General features: G+C 62.5%; 26 protein-coding genes. 12 read left to right on the plus strand and 14 right to left on the minus strand.

The features are described from left to right. Positions 1 to 4: 4 nt before the first annotated feature. Positions 5 to 1,321, minus strand: coding sequence for an FAD-binding oxidoreductase (locus CO664_RS09635; protein ID WP_097538526.1), 1,317 nt, complete (start codon positions 1,319 to 1,321; stop codon positions 5 to 7). A 33-nt stretch (positions 1,322 to 1,354) separates the two neighbouring features. Then, positions 1,355 to 2,275 (minus strand): alpha/beta fold hydrolase, encoded by a 921-nt coding sequence (locus CO664_RS09640; RefSeq protein WP_097526859.1) that lies wholly within the window; start codon positions 2,273 to 2,275, stop codon positions 1,355 to 1,357. A gap of 198 nt (positions 2,276 to 2,473) precedes the next feature. Between CO664_RS09640 and parE the strand changes: the two genes are divergently transcribed. Further along, the gene (gene parE, locus CO664_RS09645; protein WP_037423167.1) at positions 2,474 to 4,537 is read left to right on the plus strand and encodes a DNA topoisomerase IV subunit B; all 2,064 of its coding nucleotides are present in this window, start codon (positions 2,474 to 2,476) and stop codon (positions 4,535 to 4,537) included. Between the two features lie 145 nt (positions 4,538 to 4,682). On the opposite strand, the gene CO664_RS09650 is transcribed toward parE, so the two are convergent. Further along, the gene (locus CO664_RS09650; RefSeq protein WP_037423170.1) at positions 4,683 to 5,156 is read right to left on the minus strand and encodes a GNAT family N-acetyltransferase; all 474 of its coding nucleotides are present in this window, start codon (positions 5,154 to 5,156) and stop codon (positions 4,683 to 4,685) included. A 223-nt stretch (positions 5,157 to 5,379) separates the two neighbouring features. Between CO664_RS09650 and CO664_RS09655 the strand changes: the two genes are divergently transcribed. Beyond that, positions 5,380 to 5,808, plus strand: coding sequence for a hypothetical protein (locus tag CO664_RS09655; protein ID WP_037423173.1), 429 nt, complete (start codon positions 5,380 to 5,382; stop codon positions 5,806 to 5,808). Positions 5,809 to 5,816: 8 nt separating this feature from the next. On the opposite strand, the gene CO664_RS09660 is transcribed toward CO664_RS09655, so the two are convergent. Beyond that, positions 5,817 to 6,938, minus strand: a complete 1,122-nt coding sequence (locus CO664_RS09660) for a DUF2336 domain-containing protein (protein ID WP_097538527.1) — start codon at positions 6,936 to 6,938, stop codon at positions 5,817 to 5,819. Positions 6,939 to 7,010: 72 nt separating this feature from the next. Between CO664_RS09660 and CO664_RS09665 the strand changes: the two genes are divergently transcribed. Beyond that, the gene (locus CO664_RS09665) at positions 7,011 to 7,724 is read left to right on the plus strand and encodes an aldolase (protein ID WP_037423177.1); all 714 of its coding nucleotides are present in this window, start codon (positions 7,011 to 7,013) and stop codon (positions 7,722 to 7,724) included. Here the strand turns inward: CO664_RS09665 and CO664_RS09670 are convergent. Together CO664_RS09670 and CO664_RS09675 are read right to left on the minus strand one after the other, a co-directional pair. Further along, positions 7,721 to 8,323 carry a flavin reductase family protein gene (locus tag CO664_RS09670; RefSeq protein WP_037423180.1) on the minus strand — a complete coding sequence of 201 codons (603 nt, stop codon included), beginning with the start codon at positions 8,321 to 8,323 and terminating at the stop codon, positions 7,721 to 7,723. The genes CO664_RS09665 and CO664_RS09670 overlap by 4 nt on opposite strands. Further along, complete coding sequence (locus CO664_RS09675; RefSeq protein ID WP_097538528.1) at positions 8,323 to 8,907, minus strand: nitroreductase; 585 nt, start codon at positions 8,905 to 8,907, stop codon at positions 8,323 to 8,325. Before CO664_RS09675 ends, CO664_RS09670 begins: the two co-directional genes overlap by 1 nt. Positions 8,908 to 9,007: 100 nt before the next feature. Here CO664_RS09675 and CO664_RS09680 point away from each other — a divergent pair, with 100 nt between their 5' ends. Further along, positions 9,008 to 10,009, plus strand: a complete 1,002-nt coding sequence (locus tag CO664_RS09680) for a hypothetical protein (RefSeq protein WP_037423185.1) — start codon at positions 9,008 to 9,010, stop codon at positions 10,007 to 10,009. A gap of 50 nt (positions 10,010 to 10,059) precedes the next feature. Here the strand turns inward: CO664_RS09680 and CO664_RS09685 are convergent, their stop codons facing one another. The 6 genes from CO664_RS09685 to CO664_RS09710 all read right to left on the minus strand — a co-directional run bounded on the left by CO664_RS09685 (position 10,060) and on the right by CO664_RS09710 (position 16,304). Then, entirely contained in the window at positions 10,060 to 12,186 is a 2,127-nt protein-coding gene (locus CO664_RS09685) for a bifunctional diguanylate cyclase/phosphodiesterase (protein ID WP_097538632.1), read from the minus strand. 212 nt (positions 12,187 to 12,398) lie between these two features. After that, a complete protein-coding gene (thrS, locus tag CO664_RS09690; protein ID WP_097538529.1) occupies positions 12,399 to 14,384 on the minus strand; it encodes a threonine--tRNA ligase in 1,986 nt (661 codons plus the stop codon). Between the two features lie 118 nt (positions 14,385 to 14,502). After that, positions 14,503 to 15,042, minus strand: a complete 540-nt coding sequence (locus CO664_RS09695; RefSeq protein ID WP_097538530.1) for a DUF1697 domain-containing protein — start codon at positions 15,040 to 15,042, stop codon at positions 14,503 to 14,505. A 12-nt stretch (positions 15,043 to 15,054) separates the two neighbouring features. Continuing rightward, positions 15,055 to 15,483, minus strand: coding sequence for a DUF2267 domain-containing protein (locus CO664_RS09700; RefSeq protein WP_176536541.1), 429 nt, complete (start codon positions 15,481 to 15,483; stop codon positions 15,055 to 15,057). After that, positions 15,480 to 15,857 (minus strand): membrane protein insertion efficiency factor YidD, encoded by a 378-nt coding sequence (yidD, locus tag CO664_RS09705; RefSeq protein WP_097538531.1) that lies wholly within the window; start codon positions 15,855 to 15,857, stop codon positions 15,480 to 15,482. The genes CO664_RS09700 and yidD overlap by 4 nt, the downstream gene beginning before the upstream one ends. Before the next feature lie 3 nt (positions 15,858 to 15,860). Then, the gene (locus CO664_RS09710) at positions 15,861 to 16,304 is read right to left on the minus strand and encodes an iron-sulfur cluster assembly scaffold protein (protein WP_176536542.1); all 444 of its coding nucleotides are present in this window, start codon (positions 16,302 to 16,304) and stop codon (positions 15,861 to 15,863) included. Between the two features lie 342 nt (positions 16,305 to 16,646). On the opposite strand from CO664_RS09710, the gene folE reads away from it, so the two are divergent. From folE to CO664_RS09725, 3 genes are all read left to right on the plus strand, one after another. After that, the gene (gene folE / locus CO664_RS09715; RefSeq protein WP_037423197.1) at positions 16,647 to 17,264 is read left to right on the plus strand and encodes a GTP cyclohydrolase I FolE; all 618 of its coding nucleotides are present in this window, start codon (positions 16,647 to 16,649) and stop codon (positions 17,262 to 17,264) included. Positions 17,265 to 17,286: 22 nt separating this feature from the next. Beyond that, positions 17,287 to 17,739: a phosphoribosyl-AMP cyclohydrolase gene (hisI, locus tag CO664_RS09720; protein WP_037383125.1), complete on the plus strand. Its 453-nt coding sequence runs from the start codon at positions 17,287 to 17,289 to the stop codon at positions 17,737 to 17,739. A 315-nt stretch (positions 17,740 to 18,054) separates the two neighbouring features. Further along, entirely contained in the window at positions 18,055 to 19,017 is a 963-nt protein-coding gene (locus CO664_RS09725; protein ID WP_037423199.1) for a patatin-like phospholipase family protein, read from the plus strand. 102 nt (positions 19,018 to 19,119) lie between these two features. Here the strand turns inward: CO664_RS09725 and CO664_RS09730 are convergent, their stop codons facing one another. Further along, positions 19,120 to 19,548, minus strand: coding sequence for a CBS domain-containing protein (locus CO664_RS09730; RefSeq protein ID WP_037423202.1), 429 nt, complete (start codon positions 19,546 to 19,548; stop codon positions 19,120 to 19,122). Positions 19,549 to 19,896: 348 nt separating this feature from the next. Then, positions 19,897 to 20,622, minus strand: coding sequence for a rhomboid family intramembrane serine protease (locus tag CO664_RS09735; protein WP_097538633.1), 726 nt, complete (start codon positions 20,620 to 20,622; stop codon positions 19,897 to 19,899). A gap of 357 nt (positions 20,623 to 20,979) precedes the next feature. Here CO664_RS09735 and CO664_RS09745 point away from each other — a divergent pair, with 357 nt between their 5' ends. From CO664_RS09745 to CO664_RS09765, 5 genes are all read left to right on the plus strand, one after another. After that, the gene (locus CO664_RS09745) at positions 20,980 to 21,600 is read left to right on the plus strand and encodes a PAS domain-containing protein (RefSeq protein ID WP_097526868.1); all 621 of its coding nucleotides are present in this window, start codon (positions 20,980 to 20,982) and stop codon (positions 21,598 to 21,600) included. 91 nt (positions 21,601 to 21,691) lie between these two features. After that, positions 21,692 to 22,303: a PilZ domain-containing protein gene (locus CO664_RS09750; protein WP_097538532.1), complete on the plus strand. Its 612-nt coding sequence runs from the start codon at positions 21,692 to 21,694 to the stop codon at positions 22,301 to 22,303. 634 nt (positions 22,304 to 22,937) lie between these two features. Then, entirely contained in the window at positions 22,938 to 23,546 is a 609-nt protein-coding gene (locus CO664_RS09755) for a transglutaminase-like cysteine peptidase (protein ID WP_097538533.1), read from the plus strand. Between the two features lie 231 nt (positions 23,547 to 23,777). Further along, entirely contained in the window at positions 23,778 to 24,506 is a 729-nt protein-coding gene (locus CO664_RS09760) for a hypothetical protein (RefSeq protein ID WP_097538635.1), read from the plus strand. A 180-nt stretch (positions 24,507 to 24,686) separates the two neighbouring features. Further along, entirely contained in the window at positions 24,687 to 26,201 is a 1,515-nt protein-coding gene (locus tag CO664_RS09765; RefSeq protein WP_176536543.1) for a D-alanyl-D-alanine carboxypeptidase, read from the plus strand. Positions 26,202 to 26,221 lie beyond the last annotated feature (20 nt).

The raw sequence follows: 26,221 nt of genomic DNA on the forward strand, positions 1-26,221 counted from the left end.
GTCGTCAGCCCTTGAAAGCAAGCGCCGTGCGCCTCCAGAAATCCGAAACGATAGCCGGATCTCGCAGCGCTTCGAGTTTTTGCCAGGACGGGAAGGAGGCCTCGAAAACCGCGGGGCTCATGCGGAAATCCGCGCTCGGATTCACCGCCCCGCCGACTTCGACGGCAATGCGGTCCAAAGCGTCGAACAGTTTTACGGTCACTTCGCCTTGATAGGCGAAGTCCAAGGTCAGTGCGAAACCCGGCCGAGGAAAGGAAAGCAAGCCTCGCCCTTCGGCGTCCCCGAAACGGTGCACCGCAGTCAGGAAGGAGGCGTGGCCGTGTTCGCGCGCGGTCTTCAAGAGGCGAAGCGTCGTCTCCTCGGCATTCTCGGCCGGATAGACGCTTTGGTGCCGACAAGGACCCAGCGGCCCGTAGAGCCGGTGCCACGCACCGAGCCGGTCAAGCGGATGGAAATAGGACGTCCATTTTACCGTCGAGACCATTTCACCGGGCGCTTCGCTGCGAAAGCGATATTCGTTAAGGGCCTTCACCGTCAGGGAATTTAGCGGATTGAACGGCGGGGACAGGGGCAGCGAAGGCTTTGGTCCCTTGGGGATGTCCGGATATTCGCAGGATGCGTCGGCGTGATCGGCAGCCCAGAGCACGCCCCTGCCCGTCCGCCGGCCGCCGGCCATTTGATCGATCCAGGCGACGGAATATTCATGCTCTTCGCCGACACGGTCCACCAGTGCGAAATAGTCCTCGAGACATTCGAAGCGAATGGTGTGCTGTTGGATATGCGGCGAAGGCACTTTCATCAGCCGCAGTTCGGCATCGAGGATCAGTCCCGTCAGGCCCATGCCGCCGATCGTGGCGGCAAAGAGCTCGGCGTTCTCCTCGGCGGAACAGACCAGACGTTCGCCGTCCGAGCGCAGCAGCGTCAGGCGCCGGACATGATTGCCGAAGGCGCCGCGGGCATGATGGTTTTTGCCATGAACGTCATTGGCGATGGCGCCGCCGACCGTGACGAGACCCGACCCCGGTGTCACCGGCAGGAAGAAGCGATGCGGTATGACCTTGACGAGAATGTCGCGCAGCGTGGCGCCGGCCTCGCAGGTCATCACCCCGGTCCCCGGATCGAAGGCGAGGATGCGGCCGTGCCTGGCGCCGTCGATCAACGTTCCTCGATCATTACGGCAGACATCGCCATAGCTCAGGCCGTTGCCGAAGGGCAGATAGGCCAGGGGCGCGCCCGTACCGAGCCGATCCTCGTAGTCGTCCGGCGAGATGGCGCCTTGGGGATGCTCCTGCAGCCAACGCCAGCTTTCAACCTTGTTCATGCGGAATTTCCATTAACGACCGCGAGCATTCGGCTAACGCTCAAGAATCCAGTTCAGCGCATCCCGCCAGTCGGTCATGCGCACCGGTGTCCCATGCGAACCGGTCTCAAACAGCACGAAGCGAGCGGGATAGTCCTTGCTCTTCAGCGAGCGATATAGCGCAACCTGCGCCTCGGCGGCATAGACGCTGTCATTGCTGCCATGGCTGAAGAACATCGGCAGCCTTGCCTTGTAGGCGGCACTCTCCTGAAACGCTGGGTCCGCGACCCCGCCCATCACCATCATGCCGCTCAATACCGCGGTCGCCTGCTGATCGCGCGATATGCCCCAGCAGATGAAACTGCCCATGGAAGCGCAGGCCAAGACGACCGGCCGGTTGCCGGATCGCTCGGCGGCAAAGTGGATCAGCGCCGCAATATCAGCCACGCCTGCCGCATCGAAGGAGCGCACGCTTGGCGCATAATAAGTACCGCCATTGTTGACCGCCAGATTTTTCAGCCGGTTGAAATTGCCGCCGAAGGAGAAGTCGTTGGCGCCGAGGCGGCGGTCGCCGCCGCGCCCGTGAATGAAGATTACCGTGAAGGCTGCCCCACGATTCCCGCCGACGCGCGTGACGTCGAGAGAACGGCTGTCGAGGTCGAGCGTCTCGTTGGCCTGGGAACTCTTGACGCCGAGCGATAAATAGGCCCGCTTGACGCGCCGCTCCGGAATCTGATCGCGACCGTTGATGTCCCTGATCTCCTGGTAGTCGATAACGCGGAAATCGCCGCCATCCTCCTCCCGCAGGATTCCGGGATAGCCGAACAATGCATCCTTGTAGGGCTGCAACGGTTTCGCCTCGGCGGCGAGGACAACGCTTGAAAGGAGCAGCGCGGCAATCAGGCACCGGACGGAGAAAACAATTGTGGACATAGACACCCGACGGGCTCCCTGGTTCGGCTCATGCCTTGCCATCGGCACCTTCGCGACGCAACACTCAAGCCGCAATTCACCGCATTGTCGGGCCTTCACATCCGCAAATTCGCCTTTTGTTCGCGCTTTCAGCAAGACTCTGGCAGAATTCCGGTGATTCGGACGCCAGGGGATGGCGACGGCGACGCGGTCTTGCTATTGCCTTGCCGATAGAGACGACAGGAACGATCTAACCACTCCATGGACGACAGCAGCGACCTCTTTTCCGCCATGCCCTTGCAGCCGAAGCCGGCCGATGCCGGCGCGCCGCGCAAGCCGACGGCGCCTGCCGCCGGCAACGATGTAGCGCGGCCCGCACCGAAGAGCAGCGATGGCAGCGATTACGATGCCTCGGCAATCGAGGTCCTCGAGGGGCTGGAACCGGTACGCCGGCGGCCGGGCATGTATATCGGCGGAACGGACGAAAAGGCACTGCACCACCTCTTCGCCGAGGTGATCGACAACTCGATGGACGAGGCGGTCGCCGGCCACGCCAACTTCATCGAAGTCAACCTCGATGCAGAAGGCTTCCTGACGGTGACCGACAACGGCCGCGGCATTCCGGTCGAAAACCACCCGAAATTCCCCAACAAGTCGACCCTCGAAGTGGTCATGACGGTGCTGCATGCCGGCGGCAAGTTCGACGGCAAGGCTTACGAGACTTCGGGCGGCCTGCATGGCGTCGGTGTTTCGGTGGTCAATGCGCTGTCGGACTCGCTCGAGGTCGAGGTGGCGCGCAACCGCAAACTCTACCGGCAGCGCTTCTCCCGCGGCATTCCGCAGGGCGGACTCGAAGAGCTCGGCGAAGTGCACAATCGCCGGGGCACCAAGGTCCGCTTCCATCCGGACCCGCAGATTTTCGGCCCGCATGCCCGCTTCGAGCCGGCGCGGCTCTTCCGCATGGCCCGCTCCAAGGCCTATCTCTTCGGCGGCGTCGAGATCCGCTGGTCCTGCGACCCATCGCTGTTGCCGGAAGGCTCGGAGACCCCGGACAGGGCAGTGTTCCACTTCCCCGGCGGTCTCAAGGACTATCTCGCGGCGACGCTCGGCAAGGAATTCACCGTCACCCGCGAGATCTTTGCCGGCAAGTCTGAAAAGGCGGGCGGCCACGGCTCGCTCGAATGGGCGGTTACCTGGTATGGCGGCGACCAGCAAATCCACTCCTACTGCAACACGATCCCGACGCCCGAAGGCGGCACGCACGAGGCGGGGCTGCGCATCGCGCTGACCAAGGGCCTGAAGAACTACGCCGAACTCACCCAGAACAAGCGGGCCGCGATCGTCACGACCGACGACGTGATGATCTCGGCAGCAGGGATGCTCTCGGTCTTCATCCGGGAGCCGGAATTCGTTGGGCAGACGAAGGACAAGCTGGCGACCGTCGAAGCCCAGCGCATCGTCGAAAATGCGCTCCGCGACCCCTTCGACCACTACCTCGCCGACAATCCGGCGGAAGCCGCAAAGCTTCTCGACTGGGTCATCGAGCGGGCCGAAGAACGCGTCCGCCGGCGCAAGGAAAAGGAAGTCAACCGCAAGACCGCGGTGCGCAAGCTGCGCCTTCCCGGCAAGCTCGCCGACTGCGCGCAGAACACGGCGGAAGGCGCAGAGCTCTTCATCGTCGAGGGTGACTCGGCCGGCGGCTCGGCCAAGCAGGCGCGCAATCGCGCCAACCAGGCGATCCTGCCCTTGCGCGGCAAGATCCTCAACGTCGCCAGCGCCGGCCGCGAGAAGCTCGGCGCCAACCAGCAGATCACCGATCTCGTCCAGGCGCTCGGCTGCGGCACGCGGTCGAAGTACCGCGAAGAGGACCTCCGCTACGAGCGCGTCATCATCATGACCGACGCGGACGTCGACGGCGCCCACATCGCTTCGCTGCTGATCACCTTCTTCTATCAGGAGATGCCGGAGCTTATCCGCAGCGGCCACCTCTATCTCGCGGTGCCGCCGCTCTACCGCTTGAGCCAGGGTTCGAAGACGCTCTATGCCCGCGACGACGCGCATCGCGAAGAACTGATGCGCACCGAATTCAACGGCCGCGGCAAGGTCGAGATCGGCCGGTTCAAGGGTTTGGGCGAGATGCTGCCGGCGCAGCTCAAGGAAACGACCATGGATCCGGCCAACCGGACCCTGCTCAAGGTCGAGATCGACGACGTCGATTTCGAGGGCACGCGCGAGGCCGTCGACAACCTGATGGGCACAAAGGCCGACGCCCGCTTCCGCTTCATCCAGGAGCGCGCCGTGTTCGCGGAGAATCTGGATATTTGAGGCGCTTGCCGGTCATTGGCGCAATGCATAGATGCCCCTCACCCTAGCCCTCTCCCCGCGCGAGGAGACTGCGCGGCATCGCCCCTTCTCCCCGCCAGCGGGGAGAGGTCGCGGCAGCGGGATGAGGCGCAACAGCCGCTCCCGCTCAAGTCGTCGTCTGCCCCACGCTTTTCTCCATGAACAGGCTAAGCGGATCGGGCAGATAGCTGCCGAAGGGCGGCCGCTCGACGTAACCGAACGATCTGTAGAGGCCGATCGCCTCCGGCTGGTAGATGCCAGTCTCCAGTCGAATCGTGGAGAGGCCCAGTTTTTCCGCCTTCGCTTCCAGCGCAGCGAGAAGCCGTTTGCCGACTTTCAGCCCCCTCGCCTCCGGATCGACGAACATCCGCTTGATCTCGGCCGTCCCGTCGCCGGCGTCCACGAGCGCGCAGCAGCCGACGATCGTGCCGTTGGATCGTGCGACAAGGAAGGACACCGTCGGCTTTTCCAGGATCGAGACGTCGACCAGATGGTTGCTTTCAGCCGGATAAAGCGATGCCGCGTAGGCATCGGAGAGTTCGAGCAGGCGGACGATGGCCGGCTGGCGCGGTGGTTCCTCGGCGATGGTGATGGGGGTCATTTCAAGCCTCAACGCGGATCCTATCGATCCGTATGATCGATGCGACGAAACTAACGGCAATGGCGAACGGCGCCAATACGTCAAACGGCGCAGGAAGAGCTGCAATCAATCCGGGTGACGGGACGAAACAATTTGTTTTGTGGGGCGGCGATTTTGCCCTACTTCGGAAACAATCGAAGCTCCATAAGATAGGGGGCAACAGGCATCTGAACGGACCCAAGACATGAAAGCCGCCCTGATCGTCATGACCATTCTCGGTTGCGATGACAATGTCACGCAGTGCCACTACATCTCGACGGTGAACGGCAGCTGGCCGTCGATCGCTCAATGCGACACGGAATCGCAAAAGGAACTGCCGAAGTTTTCCAACAGGAGCTATCCTGTCGTCGTTGCCGTTTGCGAAACCTCGGGATCGGACATGACGGCGTCCACCGAACCTGCTCCCAAGATCGCCCCGCAGACCGATGCAGCGACACAGCAGGCGGCAATGCCCCCGGCGACGCCAGAGGAAAAGCCGGGCCTGCCGAAGCGCGCCCTGACATGGCTGAGCGGCGCAGTGCCGGATCGCCAAAAGCTGCAGGCGATCGTCAGCGCCCCGGTGCATTACATGGAAGACGGCTATTCCTGGGTGGCGCGCCGGTTCGGCAACTGAGACGCCGATCAGGCCGCCTGCCGCGCGGCAAGCAAGGCATAGTCCCGGGCGACTTGCCGTTGCTCGGCAAAGCCCAGTCGCTCCACGAGTTCGGCGACGGAGGCCGATGTGGAGCACGGGTTCCGGCGAAGACGTTCAAGGAGAGCGGCAAGCGATGCCGGCGCGCCCTCGCTTGTCTCGGCCTGCCAGTGGAGGACGGCTTGCGCGAAGGCTTCGCTGACGTCGCGCCCCAGCCCCGCGCTCTCGAAGAGAGCGCGGATCGAATGGACGCGCCCCCCAGAAAGGATCGAGCGCACGCGCTTTTCGGCAAGGCCGGAAAGATCCGCCATGGCCAGGACGAAGAAGTCCATGGCGCCGCTGCAGAGGGCGCTCATCAGAAAGGCTGGGGTCAAGCGCCCAGTCTCGCGCAAATGGGCAACCATTTGCGACAGGTCGCCCGGCGACGCGATTGCCGTCATCGCGAGCGCCGTAGCGTCGCATGCCTCTCTCGTGACCCGCGCCACGCGCGCCGGGCCGATGACCGCCTGGACGAACCCGGACGCCGCGAGTGCCGCACCGATCTTCTCGGCGAGCGCATGCCGCGCGTCGCTCGGCAGGTCGGCACGGGCCAGCAACCGGTCGCGTACCGCTGCAACATGCCCGAGCCGGCAGGCGATCCTTCTGAGAGAACCCTGCAGGAGCATGGCGCCGCTATTCTCGAGGAGAATGGTAACCTCCTCCTCGTCGCCGATCTCCGCAATCGCCGCAGCAACGGAACAAGACACCGCCCCACGCGCCGCGATCAGCGCCCGCGTCTCCGCCGTGCCGCGCGCGGCAAGATCGACGAGATCCGCATCGGTAAGCACCGGCGAACGCGCGATTGCCGCGAAGGCGATTTCGGGCTGATCCTCCGCGAGCGCCCTGACGATGGCTCGCGGCGCCGATGGGCAATCGGCGAGCGCCTCGACCAGCGCCAATCGCACCTTCGGCGAAGGATCGTCCAACAGGAAGGTCATCGCCATTTCCGCGGCATGCCGATCGAGGCCGTTCATCTCGGCTTGAGCATAGGATCGCCCGAGCGCATTGGCAGCGCGTGCGCGGTCGCTGGTTCTCGCCGTTTCCACCCAGCGAAGAAATGCTTGTATGATCACCTATGCCCCACTAGACACCCGACAGCCCCAATGTCCGAATATTAGCGGTCAAAGGTTTAAGATTGGTTCACCATGTCCGTTAACCGCGCGCAAACCATGAAACCTCTTCTGTACCTCGCAGCCGGCGAACAGTTCCCCGCGGAAAAGCTGCTGCAGGCCGTTGAAGCGATCGTCGTCGATGCGTGGGCACTGCAAGGCGCGGCAAGCCTGCGGCGACCAGACAGGGGGCAAGCGCCCTGCCTCCTTCTGGCGCGGACCGGGCCGGCGGAAACGATCGACGAAGAGGGTCTTGCGAGCCTCCTTCCCGATGTCGACGGCATCGTGGTGATGGCATGCCGAGGACCGGCCGATATCCAGAAGCTCGACGTGATGCTGAAGGTCGCCGAGGCGATCGCAGGCGTACCCCAGGGTCGAACGGCGCTGCTTGCGGAATATGCCACGGTTGCCGAAAGCGTGCTCTCGCCCCACTCGATGGCGGGCGTTTCTCCGCGCCTCTCCGCATTGGTCTTCGACGCCTCGGCGCTCGCGGCAGCATGCCGCTGCCAGCGCGTCACCGGGACAGGCGATGCGCCGGCCGTTATCCGGGCCGGGCGCGCCGCAGCTGTGCTGCGGGCCAGCGAGGCCGGCATCGCTGCCTATGAGATGCTGCCCGCCGATGCCCTGGACAAGGCGGCGGTGCGGCGGCTTTGGACAAACAGTCTCGATAACGGCTTCTCGGCCGTCGCCGCCGGCTCGCTGGAGCAACTCGAGCTTCTCGCCGACGCAGGCGCTTCGGACGAAATCTAGCGAAACGGCCGCGTCATCTCGAAGACGTCGCCGCCATCGCAATAATCCATGTAGCCGAGGCGTGCGAGCGGCTTGACCGTGGTCACATCGAAGCGTCCGTCGCGAATGGCCTCGTCGCGGATATGAATGCCGACGACCGCGCCGATGACGACATAGCTGTCGGATTCCACGCCATCGAGACCCTTCGGCTGGAACATCTCCGTCATCCGGCACTCGAGGGCCGCAAAGGCCTCACCGACGAAGGGCGCCCTGACGAGCGTTCCCTCGACCGGCGTCAATCCGGCGATCTCGAACTCGCTCTCGCCGTGCGGCGCTGCCAACGAGGTCCTGTTGACGGCCTCGCTCAGGTTGCGGCTGGCAAAGCTTGCCGTGAACTCGCCGGTCGCTTCGATATTGCGCACGGAATCCTTATAGCCGCTCGAGGAAAACATCACGAGCTTCGGCCGGTCGCTGATCGCATTGAAGAAGGAATAGGGCGCGAGGTTCAGCGAACCGTCCATGGCGCACGTACCGATCCAGCCGATCGGCCTCGGCGACACGATCGCCTTGAAGGGGTCGTGCGGCAAGCCATGCCGGTTGGTGGCCGTTTCGTAGAACATCAGGCCTCTTCCCCGACCCAGGTGACGATCTCGGCGAGCTCCGGCCGCGGCCGCTCGGTCGGCGGTACCAAGGCCGTGCCGATGTGAATGAACCCGGCGATCCTTTCGCCGGGTGCGACACCGAGCAGAGGATAGGCTTTCTCGTCGAAGGCGTACCATTCGGTCAGCCAGTTGGATGCATAGCCGAGCGCGTTCGCCGCCATCAAGAGATTGAGGCACACGGCGCCGGCCGACATCATCTGCTCCCATTCGGGGATCTTGAAATGCGGCGCGGCCTTGCTGACCACAGCAATCACCACCGGGGCGCGGGTCAGCCGCGTCTCCTCCACCTTGATCAGCTCTTCAGAGAGATCCGGCTTGGCGGCTAGCGCCATCCTCTTCAACTCGCCGCTGATCCGCGCCCTCTCCTCGCCGCGATAGACGATGAAGCGCCAAGGCGCCAGCTTGCCGTGGTCCGGTACGCGGGTGGCGAGCCTCAGCATTTCCTCCACCTCGGCCTTGCCGGGCCCCGGCGGCCCCATCTGAAAGGCCGGAATGGACCTGCGCGAGGCGAGATAGTCGACGAGCTTAATTTCGGTTTTCATATCGAGCGAATTCCACTAACTTGCCGCCGGATCGACAGCCACGAAAATGCCATACCGGCGTCTCAAGTGGAGTCACCCAGTCAGGAAGTCAACTGCCCTCATGCGCATCCGCACTCGTATTTTGCTGAGAACCGCCTTGGCGACCATGCTCGCCGGTTCTGCTGCGGAGCGGACGGTTGCGCAGGACGCCACCGATGCCTTCAAGAGCTTTCCGTCGATCTCCGGCAGCCGGAAGATGCCGAAGCTCACGAGTTTCAATCCGCTCGTCAGCGACCCCACCCAGAACGGCGAACTGAAGGACGTGAAACTCGAGGCCCTGCTGACGAGCGACGGCCAGCCGGTGGAGTCAGGCCTGAGTTGGCGGGTCTTCAGCCCGATCCCCGGAGGCGACGGCAAGCTCCCGCTGCTGGCCACTTCCGAAGGCGGCTCCACGGCCTTCAATCTCGTGCCCGGCGAATATTTCGTCAATGTCGCCTTCGGTCGCGCGGCAGCCACCCGCAAGATTCGCGTGCCCGAGCAAGGCGAATTGGACAAGCAGGTGCTGGTGCTGGATGCCGGCGGCGTCATGCTGAACGCCGTCTCCGGCAGCGATGTGCGTATTCCACCGAACGAGCTCAGCTTTTCGATCTTCTCATCCGACGTGAAGGAGGATGGCGAACGCGCCCTTATCGTCGCCGACGTGAAGCCGAACACGGTGGTCCGGCTTGGCGCCGGCACGTATCACGTGGTCTCCGACTATGGCGCGGTCAATGCGGTGATCCGCGCCGACATCCAGGTGGAAGCCGGCAAACTGACCGAAGCAACGATCCAGCACCGCGCCGCGAAGCTGACATTGAAGCTCGTCTCGGAACCCGGCGGCGAGGCGATCGCCGACACCGCCTGGTCGATCCTGACGTCCTCGGGCGACGTCGTCAGCGAAAGCGTCGGCGCGTTTCCGACGCTCGTGCTTGCCGAGGGCAGCTATACGGCCGTGGCGCGCAACAAGGACAAGATCTACCAACGCGACTTTGCCGTGAAGGCCGGCGTGAATACCGATGTGGAAGTGCTGCTGGACGGCAGCAGCGCTCCCGGCGAGACCGCCAATGCCGACGCGCTCGACTGATGTCATCGCGTTGGCCTGACGCAGCGTCAGGCAATCACGATAGGGAAGGCTCAGGCCGCCGAGGTCTCACCCAGCAGTTTGTCGGAAATGTCGCGGGCCGACATGGGCTTGCCGACGAGATATCCCTGCAGCTGATCACAGCCAGTTTCTCGAAGTATCGCCGCTTGGCGGGCGTTCTCAATCCCTTCTGCCGTGACGGGGATGTCCAGCGCCGTCGCCAGAGAGATCGTTGCGCGAAGGACTTCGACGCCGTTGGCCGCATTCTCCACGCCAGACACGAGCGAGCGGTCGATCTTCATGCGATCGAAGCCAAACTGCCGCAAGGCACCGATGCTCGCGTAACCGCAGCCGAAATCGTCGAGGGCGAATTTTATGCCGAAGCCCTTCAGCTGATCGATCGAGCGGCGCGCCTGGTCGGGGTTCATCATCAACACACCTTCGGTTATTTCCAGGGTAAGGCGGCCCGGATCGAAATCGAACTCCTTGAGCACGGCAATCACCTGTGCGGCGAAGTCGGGGTTGCATAGCTGGATTGGCGAGACATTGACCGACAGCGCCAGGTCGGGCCAGCTTTTCGCATGCCGAAGCGATGTCCGCAGCATGTGAACGCCGAGAGCGTCGATGAGACCGGACCGCTCGGCGAGAGGAATGAATATTTCGGGACTGATGTTTCCCGCCGCGCTCGGCCAGCGGGCCAGTGCTTCCACGCCGATGATCTCTCCCGTCGCCGCGGACACAAGCGGCTGAAAGGCCGGCTCGATGGCGCCATTGCTTATGGCGCTCCTCAATTTCCCTTCGAGTTCCGCAACCCGCTGGCGTTCTCGGTCCAGTTCCTCGACGTATTGGACGGCCTGGCCTTTGCCGTTTTCCTTGGCGCGGTAGAGCGCCACATCGGCGCGGCGCAGCAGTTCCAGCGGTGCCAGTCCTTCGGTTCGGGCCGCTGCCCCGATACTCGCGCCCACTTCGATGGTGCGGTCGTCTATCTTGAAAGGCTCGACGAGAAGCGAAAGGATCGCACGCTCGATTTCGGCATGCGGCGCCGTTCCGACCTGCACCAGGGCGAATTCGTCGCCGCCCAGTCTCGCCGCGGCGGCGATTTCCGGATGACAGGCCGGCAGCGACTTCGCGACCAGGCGGATCAGCGCATCGCCGGTCGCATGGCCCCAGGCGTCGTTGACGGCCTTGAAACCATCGAGATCGACCAGGTAAAGCGAAGTCGTCGAAGCCGGGCTCTCCGATCGTTCCAGCACATCCAGCAGTCCGTGCCTGTTGAGCAGACCGCTCAGGCTGTCGTGGTTCGCGTCGAAGCGCGCGGCTTCCGCCAAGCGGTGCAGGCGCCGGGCCTCGGATGCACCGGCGAGAAGAACGCCTCCCAGAAATATGATCAGGATGGCGGCTGCCGAGGCCACGTAAGGGTAAACTTCGTTGAAGGCAACGCTTCCCGGATTCGTGCTCGGCCAGGCGAGATCGGCTATTGCGATACCGTCCATATCTTTGACCGGAATGTTGAGGCGGCCCGGCTGGAGCGCATCTTCGAGGCTCAGCCCGTCGAGCCCGTGTTCGCTCGCCATCGCGGCGATAACATCGGGCGTCAACAGCTTATAAAAGGTCAGGATACTCAGCCTCGGGAGCTTGGCGGCCGCCTGATACGGTTGAATCGCCTGCGACACGACCAGCGCGATGCCATCCTCGGTCTCGAAGAAGTTGGGCAAAGGGGGCTGACCGGGATGTCCGGCGGCTTGGACCTGGCGGTCGAATGCTTCGCCGAAATAGGCGCGCGGCTCGAACGGCTCGCCCTTTTTGTAGGCAGAAACCGCGCTTCCGTCGGGCCCGACGACAATGGCGCCATCGTAAAGCGGGTAGTCCGCCGACGTGGATCCCCAATTGTCATAGGCCCAGTCTTTGGCGTCCGCGGAAACAAGTGCCTCGTAGGCTTGATCCCAGACTGCATTGTCCGTGACAGTCGCGCTCAGGCGGGCAGAAAAAGCAGCAAGTGCAGTCTGTGCGGCGCCATTGGCCCTGGCATCATCGATCTCGTTTGCCGAGCGCGTCATCTCCGCCACGACATAGCTCATGAGGCCTGTCAGCAACAGGGCGATCACAAGAAAGCAGATTGTTGCTGCGACGATGGCGGATGTCTGGGCGCGCATGCGCCGGTCGGCGGAATTGAGCGACATGAAGCAGTCTGCGGATGAGAATTGAAGGGCCATCCCTTTCGGACTGCAGGAGACTTCATGTCCGCGCAATGCGCTGCACTTCCTTCTTTAGCGTCCGATCATGTAAGCGAGATTAAGAGCCATGGTTAACAGCTGCTCGCGCGAAACCTGCATTCGGATGGTGGCACGCGCCCCTTCAGGCGCGCGCCGCCACTCTCTACAGCTAACCGCGCTCAGGCAGCCCTGGCGCTCCGTTCGGCCTTGCGCTTGAGGTCGGGCGCCATGGCTTCGCTCGAGAGCGCAGCGACCGCCTCGTCCAGAGACATTGCCGTCTGCGCCTGGGAGCCGAGCCGACGGATGTTGACCGAACGTTCCTCCGCCTCGCGCTTGCCGCAGACGACGATCACCGGAACCTTCGTCACCGAGTGCTCGCGTACCTTGTAATTGATCTTCTCGTTGCGGAAGTCGGTTTCGACGGTAAGCCCGGCCTCGCGCAGCCGCGCCGCGACTTCCCGGCCGTAATCGTCGGCGTCCGAGGTGATGGTGGCGACCACCACCTGCAGCGGCGAGATCCACAGCGGCATATGGCCGGCATAGTTTTCGAGCAGGATGCCGAGGAACCGCTCCATCGAACCGCAGATGGCGCGATGGATCATCACCGGCTGGCGCTTCTCCGAATCCTTATCGATGTAGAAGGCACCGAAACGCTCCGGCAGGTTGAAGTCGACCTGAGTCGTTCCGCACTGCCATTCGCGGCCGATCGCGTCCCGCAGCGTGTATTCGAATTTCGGCCCATAAAAGGCGCCCTCGCCCGGCAGGATGCCGGTCTTGATGCGGCCCCCGGATTGCGCCTCGATCGTCTTCAGCACCTCAGTCATCACCGCCTCGGCACGGTCCCAGAGCGCGTCGGAGCCGACGCGCTTGTCCGGCCGCGTCGAAAGCTTGACGACGATCTCCTCGAAGCCGAAGTCTTCATAGACCGAGAGGATCAGATCGTTGATCTTCAGGCATTCGGCCGCCATCTGCTCGTCGGTGCAGAAGATGTGCGCGTCGTCCTGCGTGAAGCCGCGCACACGCATCAGTCCGTGCAGCGCGCCGGACGGCTCGTAGCGATGCACGGCGCCGAATTCGGCCATGCGGACAGGCAGTTCGCGGTAAGACTTCAGACCATGCTTGAAGATCTGGATATGGCCGGGGCAGTTCATCGGCTTCAACGCGAAGACCCGATCGTCGTCCGTCTCGTCGCCGGCGACCGTCACCTTGAACATGTTGTCGCGATACCAGCCCCAGTGGCCGGAGGTCTCCCAGAGTGACTTGTCGAGAACCTGGGGCGCGTTGACTTCCTGGTAGTCGATCTCGAGCCTGCGGCGCATATAGGCGACGAGGCTCTGGAATATGCGCCAGCCCTTGCCATGCCAGAAGACGACGCCCGGTCCTTCTTCCTGGAAATGGAACAGGTCCATCTCGCGGCCGAGGCGGCGATGGTCGCGCTTCTCGGCTTCGGCGAGCACGTGCAGGTACTGATCCAGTTCCTCCTGCGTGTGCCAGGCCGTGCCGTAAATGCGGGTCAGCATCGGATTGTTGCTGTCGCCACGCCAATAGGCGCCGGCCACCTTCATCAGCTTGAAGGCCGTGCCGATCTGGCCCGTCGAGGCCATGTGCGGGCCACGGCAGAGGTCGAACCAGTCGCCCTGGTAGTAGATCTTCAGATCCTGGCCTTCCGGGATCGCGTCGACGAGCTCGACCTTGTAGCTCTCGCCCTTGGCGGCGAAGACCTCCTTTGCCTTCTCACGCGACCAGACCTCCTTGGTGAAGGGATTGTTGCGTGCGATGATCTCCTTCATCTTCTTCTCGATGACCGGCAGGTCATCGGGCGTGAAGGGCTCGTTCTTGGCGAAGTCGTAGTAGAAGCCGTTGTCGATGACGGGACCGATCGTCACCTGCGTTCCCGGCCACAATTCCTGCACGGCCTCGGCCATCACATGGGCCGCGTCGTGGCGGATCAGTTCCAGCGCCCGCTTGTCTTCACGCGTGACGATCTCGATCTTGCCGTCGGCGACCGGATCGGAAAGGTCGCGCAGGTCGCCGTCGAGAGCGATGGCGACAGCCTTCTTGGCGAGCGACTTCGAGATCGACTCGGCCACGTCACGGCCGGTCGTGCCCGCGGCAAACTCACGGACGGAACCATCAGGGAATGTAAGGGAAACGGAATGCGACATCGTGATCTCCTATCCAGTCCCGCCAACGAATGCGGGTGGTATGGTTGCCGGCGGGGCCGGTGAATTGACGCGGGCCTGATAAAGGTTTTTGGCGGACGAGTAAAGGCGCGCCGGCCGCTCAACCGGCAAGCATGACGCGCAAACCCTTGACCGTGTTCCAGTTGCGCCACGTGCCGATGCCGAGCCGTTTCGTCGTCGAGGCGCCGAGCAGTCTCGACCCGCTCGCCTTGCCGCTGAAATCCGCCCAGAGATCGCCACCGACGACGGCGACACGTTCGCCTCTCGTACAATAGCTCCGAAGTCCGTCGAGCACCTCCGGGCGAAGCGCAGAACGCATGACGCGAATATGGACGCGCGCCGCATCCTCCTCGCCCGCCGAGAGGAACGGATTGGCGGCGGCAAGGCTTAGCCAGTCATCGGCCGAACGCGCGATGATGTCCACATGTCGGCCGAACGTCTCCAGGAACGCCTTTTCGAGCGCCGATTCGATTTCTGCGAGCGGCTGCTCGGGCGCCTCGAAGATGAGATTGCCGGTGGCGACAAGGGTGCGCGGCAAGCGATAGCCGAGCCGCTCGGCCATCTGCCTCAGATCGCTCATGACGACACGCCGGCCCTCGCCCAGTACGATGCTGTGGAGCAGCGCGACGTAACGCGTCATTTCCCCTCCGAATCACGCCCGCCAGAAATCGACGGCACCCTGGGGCAACCGCGCGAGCACGCGATCGAGCTTTGCTTCGTCAACGTTTCGCCGAAGGGCCGCGGCGACGTCCGCGATGGCCGAAGCCGGCGAGACATTGTGGTCGCCGCGGAAAGCCTGCACCTCACGGGTCATGGCGAGCCGACCGGAGAAAGGCACGGTCGGCTCCTCGAGATCCCAATCCGTAACGAAGATCGCCCGCAGCACCGGGGGCAGGACGCTGGCGAAGAGCAGCGCCTCGGAAATGTCGAGCCGGCGTCGAAAGGCCTGAAGCACCGCCTGCACCATCGTATAGGCCTGATTGGTCGTCTGCAGGCCGGCCGTGTCGCGCGCATCGAGGATGAAGTGGTCAAAATCGGCGGACGCCTGCCGGTATTCCATCGGGATCGTCATGATGATCACGCATCCTTTTGCCGGCGCTGCCAAAAGCGCCATGGCGCATACCAGCGCTGGCGCGGCGCCAGCCGCTCCGGCACCGGATCGAAGCCGTGCGTTCCGCCGGGACCGCAGCGCAGAACGCGGAACAGCGCCAGCCATCCGCCGGCCCAGAGGCCGTGCCGAGCGATCGCCTCATAGCCATATTCCGAACAGGTGGGCAGATGCCGGCAGGAATTGCCGATGAAGCTCGACAGCGTCAGCTGATAGGTGCGGATGGCCGCCATGCCGAAGAGACGGCCAGGAGTCTTGCGAAACGGCCCCGACCAGTTGCGGCCGCGGCCGGCGATGACTCTTCGGCTACCTCGAAGAAGGCGGTCTGACTGCGGCTTTCCGCACATCGTTCATACTGCAGTTGCGAGGCGCTTGGCCTCGATCTGGCCGATCGCATCGACGACCGCGTCGAAGGTCAGCATCGTCGAGGCATGGCGCGCCTTGTAGTCGCGAACGGGCAGCAGAAAGCGCATGTCCTCGAAGCGGCCGCAAGGCCCCTCTCCGTCCGCTTTCAGCATGCTCAGCATGTCCTGGCGCGCCTGGCGGATTTCCGCCGCATGCGCGCCAACGACATGGCGGGCCATGATCGAGGACGAGGCCTGGCCGAGGGCGCAGGCCTTCACATCATGGGCGAAGTCCGTGACGACATCCCCATCCATCTTCAGCCAAATTCTGACTTTCGACCCGCAGAGCTTCGAATGCGCCGCAGCTTCCGCATCGGCATCGGCGAGCATGCCGACCCTCGGAATGTTGCCGGCAAATTCAAGAATCCTGCTGTTGTAAATGTCATCCATCATTTGACGCGATCCGGCTGTTTTTTCGCGGTTTTGAGTGATCGGCGCATGATTTTCTCCGGTACAGGGGAAAAAAGCACGGCGCGCTCGCCTGGGCCTCTTTCATCCATGTGGCGCCATACTATATGCTATGTCGTGTTGGGGCGACAGTTCCGCAAGAGGATAAGTGTCGCCTGTTGTTTGGGAAACCGTGCCGGACGGTCCAGTGCACTGCTAAGCCAGGACCCGAAAGCCCCGGAGCCCGCCAACGGAACCCAAGCCTGCAGGGTTAGGCGAATGGCCAATGGCGAGTTGTCCGAAAGATAAAACGTCAGCGATTCCGCTCGCGCATCAAGAGGCCATATGGACGCCATAGTAAAGAATTTCCCCGTGCTCGATGACACCAGTGGTCGTCCGACGCAGAAAGAAGCCGAGGAAGCCGTTCGCGTACTGCTGCGCTGGGCCGGCGAAGACCCGACCCGGGAGGGCCTGAAGGACACGCCCGCGCGTGTCGTCAAATCCTATCGGGAAATCTTTGGCGGCTACGACCTGGTTGCCGAAGACGTGCTTGGACGCACCTTCGAGGAGGTTTCGGGCTACGACGATATCGTGCTTGAGAAGGACATTCCGTTCTATTCGCATTGCGAACACCACATGGTGCCGATCATCGGCAAGGCACATGTCGCCTATCTGCCAAGCGGCCGCGTCCTCGGCTTGTCGAAGATCGCCCGTGTCGTCGACATCTATGCGCGCCGCCTGCAGACGCAGGAGTCGATGACGGCGCAAATCGCCAAAGCGATCGACGAGACGCTCGCTCCGCGCGGCGTCGCCGTGCTGATCGAGGCGGAGCATCTGTGCATGGCGATGCGCGGCATCAAGAAGCAGGGCGCGACGACGCTGACGACCACCTTTACCGGTGCCTTCAAGACGGAGCCGGCCGAGCAGGCCCGCTTCATGACCATGTTGAGGGGCTTCAAGTAAGCTCCAGCAAGGCGCTTTCGCGATGACGCTGACTTTTGCTGCTCCCTCGAACGACAAGGCCGAGCTTGAGATTGGCTCGGCCTTCACGCCCCGCTTCGACGAGAAGGGCCTGGTCACCGCTGTAGTGACCGACGCCCGCGACGGCGAATTGCTGATGGTCGCGCATATGAATGCCGAGGCACTGGCACTGACGATCGAAACCGGTATTGCCCACTATTTCAGCCGCTCGCGCAACAGCCTGTGGAAGAAGGGCGAGAGTTCCGGCAACGTGCAGGCCGTCCAGGAAATCAGGACCGATTGCGATCAGGACGCCGTCTGGCTGAAGGTTACCGTTGCAGGCCATGATGCCACCTGTCACACGGGACGCCGCTCCTGCTTCTACCGCACGGTTGGGGTCGAGGGCGGTGAGCCGAAAGTAACCATTTCGGATGAACGCAGATACTTTGATCCGAAGCTTGTCTACGCCGAAAAATAGCGCCTGGCTGAAATCATCTGGATTTTCCTGGGGCACCCCCATGTTATATTCATACTTTAGAAACTAAACGGGCGCTTAATCATTTATCATACAATCGGTTCCTGCGGTAACTGCGGCGTTCCGAGCTGTGTTGCAGATTGTATCCAATGTTTACTGGGCCAGCCGCATTGGCGACAGGTTCGGTGCTAAATTTCAATTCTGGTGCCAGTCTTTCAGCCATGAATGTGACAAGGCCGACACCACGCCGGCTTGGCAGGGGTCTCCTACAAGACGCGCGCTTCAGATTAATCGGTTCGGCGGTGTTGGAGGTGCCGGATGTTGAACTGGACGTTCACGCGCAATACTCAAATAGCCGACCTGTCCGGCCCCAATGGCACATCGCTGACGACCACACCTTCTGAACCCGTCCCACTCCCGGCGAAGCCGAAGATCGCCATAGCACTTGGCGGCGGCGCGGCGCGCGGCTGGGCCCATATCGGCGTCTTGAGAGCGCTCGACGAAGAGGGAGTCGAGGTCGGCATGATCGCGGGCACGTCGATCGGCGCGCTTGTCGGTGGCTGCTATCTCTCCGGCAAGCTTGACGAGCTCGAAGACTTCGCCCGTTCCCTCACCGTCCGCCGCATCGCCAGCCTGCTCGATTTCGCCATCGGCGGCGGTGGCCTGTTCGGTGGCCTGCGGCTCACCAAACGCATGCAGGAGCACCTCGAGAACATCAGCATCGAGGATCTCGACCGTCCCTTCATCGCAGTCGCCACGGAAGTCCACAGCGGTCACGAGGTGTGGCTGGAAAAGGGATCGCTGATCACCTCGATACGCGCTTCATATGCGCTGCCGGGGATTTTTGAACCGATCCATGCGAATGGACGCACCCTCATCGACGGCGCCCTCGTCAATCCCGTTCCCGTCTCCGTTTGCCGCGCCTACGAGCAGCAACTCGTCGTCGCCGTCAACCTCAACTACGATCTCTACGGCCGTTCCGCCGTCGTCAAGCACAACGCCGGCATGGAAGCCCCCGACGCTCCCGCCAAGCCGGGCAGTGCCTATTCGGCGCGTCTCGGCATGACGAGCGTCATGGTTCAGGCCTTCAACATCATCCAGGACCGCATATCGCGCGCACGCCTGGCCGGTGACCCGCCGGATCTGGCGCTCCATCCCAAGCTCAACGATATCGGACTGTCGGAGTTTCACCGCGCCGGCGAAGCGATCGAACGCGGCTACCTGGAGGCGAAAGCCAAGCTTGCCGAGATCAAGCGAATGCAGGAAGCGCTTACCCGATAGCTGATAACCAGGCGCATCCAAAACCCGTCAGTGCTTTGAGACGCTCCCGCAGCCTGTTTCGCGCGCCCTTAAGGACGCGCGAAGGAGGTGACCCTCTCGCCTCTAGCCGGCGATGTATGCCTTGATTTCTTCGGTCTCCCGCTCGATGGCGCGAATATGGTATTTCACCACGTCGCCGATCGATATGATACCCGCCAGGCGGCCCTCGCTTTCGACCGGGAGATGGCGCGCGCGGAATTTGCTCATCATCTCCATCAGGCTCTGCACCGTCATTTCCTCGCCGCAGCAATAGACGTTCTGCCACATGACCGAGGAGACCGGTTTGTCGAGACAGCCGGCACCATATTTGGCAATGGAGGCGACGACGTCGCGTTCGGTGAGAATGCCGACGATATGATCATCGACATCGACGATGACCACGGCACCGATATGATTGTCATGGAGCAATGTCGCCGCCTGCTGCACCGTCACCTGAGGCGTCACGGTTACGACGCTGCGGCCCTTTTCATTGAGAATTGCTTTGACTGACATGCACACATCTCCCGTTGCGACAAATACCGGGCTCGCGGGAAGAGGTTCTCGCCGTATCAGCTGCTACGCACGCATCCCGAGTGGGGATGCTTTACGGACAGTCGGCCGCAGGAACCCGACCCGGTAAGGCGCTCGTGCCACCACACGAACCGCACCCACCCGGTCATTTCAGCGGCCGCCTAACGTTAGGTGATCGGCGACCGTGGTGAATGGTGCGTCAGGGCTCCAATGAAATCAAGCCTTCGCGCGACGTCCTTCACTCTCTTCCGGGCGAAGAGCATAACGATGGTCCTGAATATGAAACAATCCTTCATCGTGCTGCGATGGAGGATGCGGCACTCCATCGACTCAATTGCGCGGATCGAACAGGCCGAACAGAAGGAAGCCGAAGAGAAAGCCGCCGATATGCGCCTCCCAGGCGACGCTTCCCGCGCCTCCCATGGAGAAGAGGCCGAGCCCGATCAGGAAGTTGGTCAGGAACCATATCCCGGTGAACACCAATACTGACCGGTTTCCCAGCGTTTCCGTGAGCGAAAGCCGGCGGTTGAGATGGGCGAATTGGCGGCTGATGCGGCCGCTCGGCGAAAAGACGAAGCGCGCCGCCGCTCCCATGAAACCGGAGACAACGCCTGAGGCACCGACAACCACCGCCATCTCGCCCCAATGGAAGACGACGTGCAGGGCGACGGCCGCTGCAGCCGAGAGACACCAGAAGAGGGCGAGCCGCGCGACGCCGATGCGCCGCACCACCGGCGCGCCGAACGCAACCATCCAGAAGACATTGAAAATCAGATGCTCCCAACTGCCGTGGAGAAAGGAATAGGTAACGGGAGACCACAGCCAGACGAGACCCTGCTCGCCGAGCGGGATCGTGTAGCGCGCCGGCAGAAAAGCAAAGTTGAGAATGACTTCCTGGTCCAGCGTCTCCGGCAGAACATAGGTTCGGATCGCGTGGATCGCCACGAGGAACAGGAGAACGAAGTTCAGGCCCTGCGGAAGATTGAAGGCGGGTTCCCGGCTGCGGCTTACCGTGCTTTCGCCATCGACCGGTGTCGCCGGCTGATCCTGTTCCATCACTCTCTTCCTGCTCACGCGCCTATGACGGCCGTGTCTCCGTCGTCCGGCAGTACCGACGACACGCGAAGGGATAAGCAAACAAAAAAAGGCCGTCCAGTAAAAACTGAACGGCCGTCGAGCCCAAATTCCGGTGCTCCAGTCGATGTGCCGAAGGCAACCCTTCGTGAAGTGATGGGGAGGAAATGCCAGCCGGCAGCCTCGCCAGCAAGGGAAACCGACCGTTAACCTTAATTTCGGCGTGGCACGGAAATCGCTCCGTCCATTTCAGAACCGAGCGAGAGGCGGCCACCTGTATCACTCCGGTACAGCCGCCCACCCATTCAGGGCCATCTAGTCAGGGAGTGTATCGCCCCTATGCACAGCAGAACGACAATGGAGCTGTTCCAGTATTGGAATGCAGTCCGCGGCAATCGCGACCTTCCGCGCCGGGACGAAATCGATCCGGCGCATATCCGTTCGCTGCTGCCCGATCTTTTCATTCTTCAAAGGCAGGCAAGCCGTGACGTTCGCTTTCGTCTTGCGGGGACTGGAGTCTGCGCCCTGTTCGGCCGAGAATTGCGCGACGGGCAATTCGGCGACCTCTGGCTCGACTCGGAAGCGGACGGAACCGCCCGTATTGCCGAAGAGGTGATGACGCAAATGACGCCCATGCTGCTCTATGCCCGCGGCGCCACGGGGGCCGGTGACGAACTCGACGTTGAACTGCTGCTTGCGCCCCTCGCATCGTCCGACGGCACGAACGACCGTCTGCTCGGCGCGCTCTCTCCCCTCGCCCGCCCGGTCTGGCTGCACATGACGCCGCTCACGCATCTTGTCTCAACCGGCCTCAGCCTTCCCGATGCTTCCCCAAACCTGCCGCTCGATCACGCCTATCGGCAACCGGCGACGACAAAATCAAACGTTGCAGGATGGATCGGACGCAACAATCGCAAGGTGTCGCATTTGCGCATCCTTGACGGCGGCAGGCGTGACTGACGAGGCATGAAACCAACCCTGCGGCGAACCTTCTATTAACCGGCCACGCCTATACTTCCGCGTGCAAGCATATGTCGATCGCAGAGTGACCATGTTCTCGTTTCAGCACGCCCAAAATAGCGGCCCGAGGCCACACCAGGAGAACGCCTTTCAGCGTGTTTCGGTAAATCTTGCGGGGCGGCTGATGCTTGCCAATCGTGACGAATATGAATGCACCGCGGTCGACATGTCGCCGGGGGACGTGCTTTTCACGACCGCGGCGCGGCCGCGCACCGGCGAGCGCATCATCGCCTATATCGATCACGTCGGCCGCCTCGAAGGCACCGTATCGAGACTCGGCGAGGATGCCTTCGTCATCCAGTTGAACGCCACCGAGCGCAAGCGCGAGAAGCTCGCCGCGCAGCTCACCTGGATTGCCAACAAGCACGAACTGGGACTGCCGGAGGATCGGCGCCACGACCGGCTTGCGCCGCGCAAGACGGTCACCGAGCTCACCGTCGACACTGGTGAGAAATATGCCTGCCGCATCATCGACCTTTCGCTCTCGGGTGCGGCGGTCGACATCGACGTCCGCCCCGCCATAGGAACGGCGGTCAAGCTCGGCCACGGCATGAAGGGCAGGATCGTGCGCCATTTCCAGGAGGGCGTGGCGATCGAGTTTTCCGGGATCCAGGCGCGCGAGGCGCTGACCGAATTCCTCTAGCGTATCGGCCCGAAAATCGGACCCGATTTTCGGAAAGCACGATGCGTAGCTTCAAAGATTTCCAGCTTCCTTTGCGCGTCCTGAAGGGACGCACGGCGCCGTAAGGCCAAGACACAGCGCGCCAAAGCGCTAGACTTCGCCGACATCCCGAAGCTGCTCAGCGCCGAGCCAAGGTCTCGCCTTGCCTGCGTACTCCGCCACCGGTTGCTGCCATGGGCGCTCGCCCGTGGACCTCCGCTTCGATCCTTTAGAAATTGCCACTGACGCACCTAAGCTGAGGCGGAAATATTCTTTGGTTAATTGTCAGTTACGACAAGTCTGCCGCTGATTAACTCTATAGCTATCATCTCGCCTATCCCCTCGCGCGGATGGCTGAATGGTGCGCACCGGCCGCACCTCTCCGCCAAGCCGCCTCAAGGATCAAAAGCCCCGGTTTTTCAACCACATGCCAAGTGCCCAGGGTTTACTCGGGGAAAAACTCGATAAAAATTTAGCAGTATTTTATTCTTATTCAACTCGAATTCTATTCTAGTTTTATTCTTATACTATTCTTATTTGTACTTGTTTTTACCTCGGATATTCGCCGGCGATAAAAAGCCTTGTGCCATTGTCGAACCACAACGGGGAGACAAACATGCACAAGATAATCGCCAAGACGTTCGCCGCTGCGGCGCTGATAACAGGCTTTCTGGCAGGCCCTGCCCTTGCCCTTCCGGCAAACATGAGCGTGGGTGGCTCGACCAACCCGCCCGTGGGCCACTACGAGTTCTGCAAGAGCCATTCCTCCGAATGTTCGCCGACAGGTCCCGACCGCGGCCCGGCCGTGTTGACGCGCGAAGGGTGGAAGAAAATCCTCGAGGTCAATTACGAAGTGAACCAAGCGATCACCCCGCTGACCGACATGGAGATCAATGGCGTGGAAGAGAAGTGGTCCTATCCGGATGTCGTCGGCGATTGCGAGGACTACGTGCTCCTGAAGCGCCGCAAGCTGATCGAAAGCGGCTTTTCTCCCGCCGATCTCTTGATCACGGTCGTGCTGCAGCCGAACGGCGACGGCCATGCTGTGCTCACGGTGCGTACCGATCGAGGCGATTTCATCCTCGACAACATGCGCAGCAAGGTCCTGCTGTGGTCCGAGACCGAATACACCTTCCTGAAGCGCCAATCCTTGGAGAATGCCGGACGGTGGGTGAAACTGCAGGATGGCCGCGCGGTTGCCGTGGGCACGATCCGTACCGAGTAGTCCGGCCGCAATCGGCCGCCATCATGAATGCGACACGGGCTTGGGTCAGCGTCCCCGTCTAGACCAAGCCCCCCGGCCCTCTTTCATTGCGCGAGACGCAGCACGCGCTTCATCGAAAATTAACCATGCTGCGCGAGCGTCAGGAAGCGACCACCGCCGGAGTCGGCAAGACGAAGGATGGAGGGCGTGCATCTCCAAACGGCCACGCCATCGCCACGGACGGCGCCTCTCGTGAACAAGCCCTTGAGTCCCCAACCGGAACTTGCCCCGCTTCTTTCGCCACGCCTCGCCTACAAGGTCACCGCGGCCGTCGGGCTTCTGGCGGCGCTCGTGCTGGCCATTTCCGTGTCGACGCCGTGGCTCGGCGAGAAGCTGGCGCGCGCCGGACATACCTCCAGCCGCGAAAGCTTCGATATCTTCATCGGACAGGATCATCTGCGTCTGCCGGCAAATGTCATCCGCTTCGACAGCCAACGGGCAACAGGAATCGTCGAGCGGGTCGACCTCTATCTCACCTGGCCGGCGCTCGAGGGCTACAGCGACGAGACCCGTCAGGTGTTCAACGATGTCGACCGGCCGGAAAGGCTGATCTTCCTGCAGATCGCACAAAGCACCATGTCACGCGATATGTCGGGGCGGTTCGAGCCGATCTATAGGCACGTCCTGGAGGAGACCGCTCAGCCCGCCCCGGCGGGCCTCACCAGATACGACGCCAAGCCGAGTTCCAGCTATGCCGGCGAGGCCTTTTTCACCGCCACTCGAACTGGACGCCCGCCCTTTGTCCTGCGCTGCCTCCTGCCGCAAAACCCCGCGACCTCGACGAGCGCCGATTGCCAGCGCGACTTTCATGCGGGCAAGGATCTCAGCATTCTCTACCGTTTCTCCGCAAAGTTGCTGCCGGAATGGCAGGCAATCGATGCTTCGATGGAAAGTTTCATCCGAGACCGACTCGTGCCGTGAATTTGTCAAAGAGTCGTGGTCGAGGCAGCCTGCTCGCCAATGCGGCCAGCGGTGCCATAGCCGAACAAGACAACCTGCCCCGGAAACCAATCATTCATCATAAACCGATTGGTAACGCTATCCCGATACTGTCTCGGGAACGGTCGTATCCGGAGACGTCGTCCGGACGACACCCATGACATAAGAATGAAGAGCAACGCAGTGTCTCGATCCGTTTTTTTTGATCTCGCCAAACGTCCGCTCGGCGGCTTCGCAAAAGTGGTAGGACGGCTCGTCCTCGCTGGCGTCGTCGCCAGTTTGGCCCTCTCGGCGCCGGCATTCGCCAATCCGAAATATGCCGGCATCGTCGTCGACGCGAAGACCGGCAAGGTGCTCTATGGCGAGGATGCGGATCAGCTGCGCTATCCGGCCTCGCTCACCAAGATGATGACGCTGTACCTGACCTTCGAGGCGCTCGAGGCCGGCCGGATCAGCAAATCCACTCCGGTGCCCTTCTCCAAGAAGGCCTCGGCGGAGCCGCCCTCGAAACTCGGCGTCCGCGCCGGCAAATCGATCACTGTCGAACAGGCGATCCTTTCGCTGGTCACCCGATCGGCCAACGACGCGGCGACGGCTCTTGGCGAGCTCCTCGGCGGATCGGAACAGCGCTTCGCCCGCATGATGACGAACAAGGCGCGCGCCCTCGGCATGACGCGTACGACCTATCGCAACGCCAACGGTCTGCCGAACGCGGAACAGAAGACCACGGCGCGCGATCAGGCCCGGCTCGGTCTCGCCCTGCGCCAGCATTTCCCGCAATATTACGATTACTTTTCGACCCGCAGCTTCCGCTTTGGCAAGCAGACCATCGGCAACCACAACCGCCTCCTCGGCAATGTGCGGGGCGTCGACGGCATCAAGACCGGCTATACGCGCGCTTCCGGTTTCAACCTGGTAACTTCCGCCCAAGTCGATGGCCGCAGTATCGTCGCCGTGGTCATGGGCGGAACCTCCGGCGGCTCTCGCGACGCGCAGATGCGCAAGCTGGTCGCCAAGTACATGCCGGCCGCCTCCCGCCGCGGCAACGGCAACCTGATCGCCGAAGCGCCGGCCGCACCGGTCGAGAGCGTTACGGAAACGGCCGTCGCCGAGGCCGAAGTGCAAGCCGTCGCGGCAGCTGCATCGGTCGCCGCCGCTTCGGACCTGCCGAACACCGGTCCGGTACCGGATTTCCGTTACGACGGCGAAAGCGCCGGCAGCGTCGAAATGGCCTATGCAGCCGAGAAGCCCGCTTCCGACAATCCGGTCTTCGCGGCCAAGGTTGCGCCGAACACGCTCGACGGCCAAAGCGCGAAGCTCACCCGCCAGGCAGCCGTCTCCGCCGACGTCGATACGCAGATCACCAATTCGGTCGCCAAGGCAGAGGCTTCGGCCGGCGCAGAGGCAAGGATGCAAGCCGACATCCAGCCGCAGGGCTGGGTCATTCAGATCGGTGCCACGGCCGACAAGGCACAAGCCATGACCCTCCTTGGCAATGCCAAGGAAAAAGGCGGCAAGGTGCTGCGGGATGCAACACCGTTCACCGTCGCATTCGGCGACGGTTCGGCACAGGTCTACCGGGCACGCTTCGGTGGTTTCGATGACCAGAACAAGGCAATCAACGCCTGCAAGATCTTGAAGAAGAAGGGCTTCGCCTGCTGGGCCAGCCAGCAGTGACAGACACGGCCGGATGTTTT

It is taken from the genome of Sinorhizobium sp. NG07B (genome assembly GCF_002532005.1).
Taxonomy (GTDB): Bacteria; Pseudomonadota; Alphaproteobacteria; order Rhizobiales; family Rhizobiaceae; genus Sinorhizobium; species Sinorhizobium fredii_C.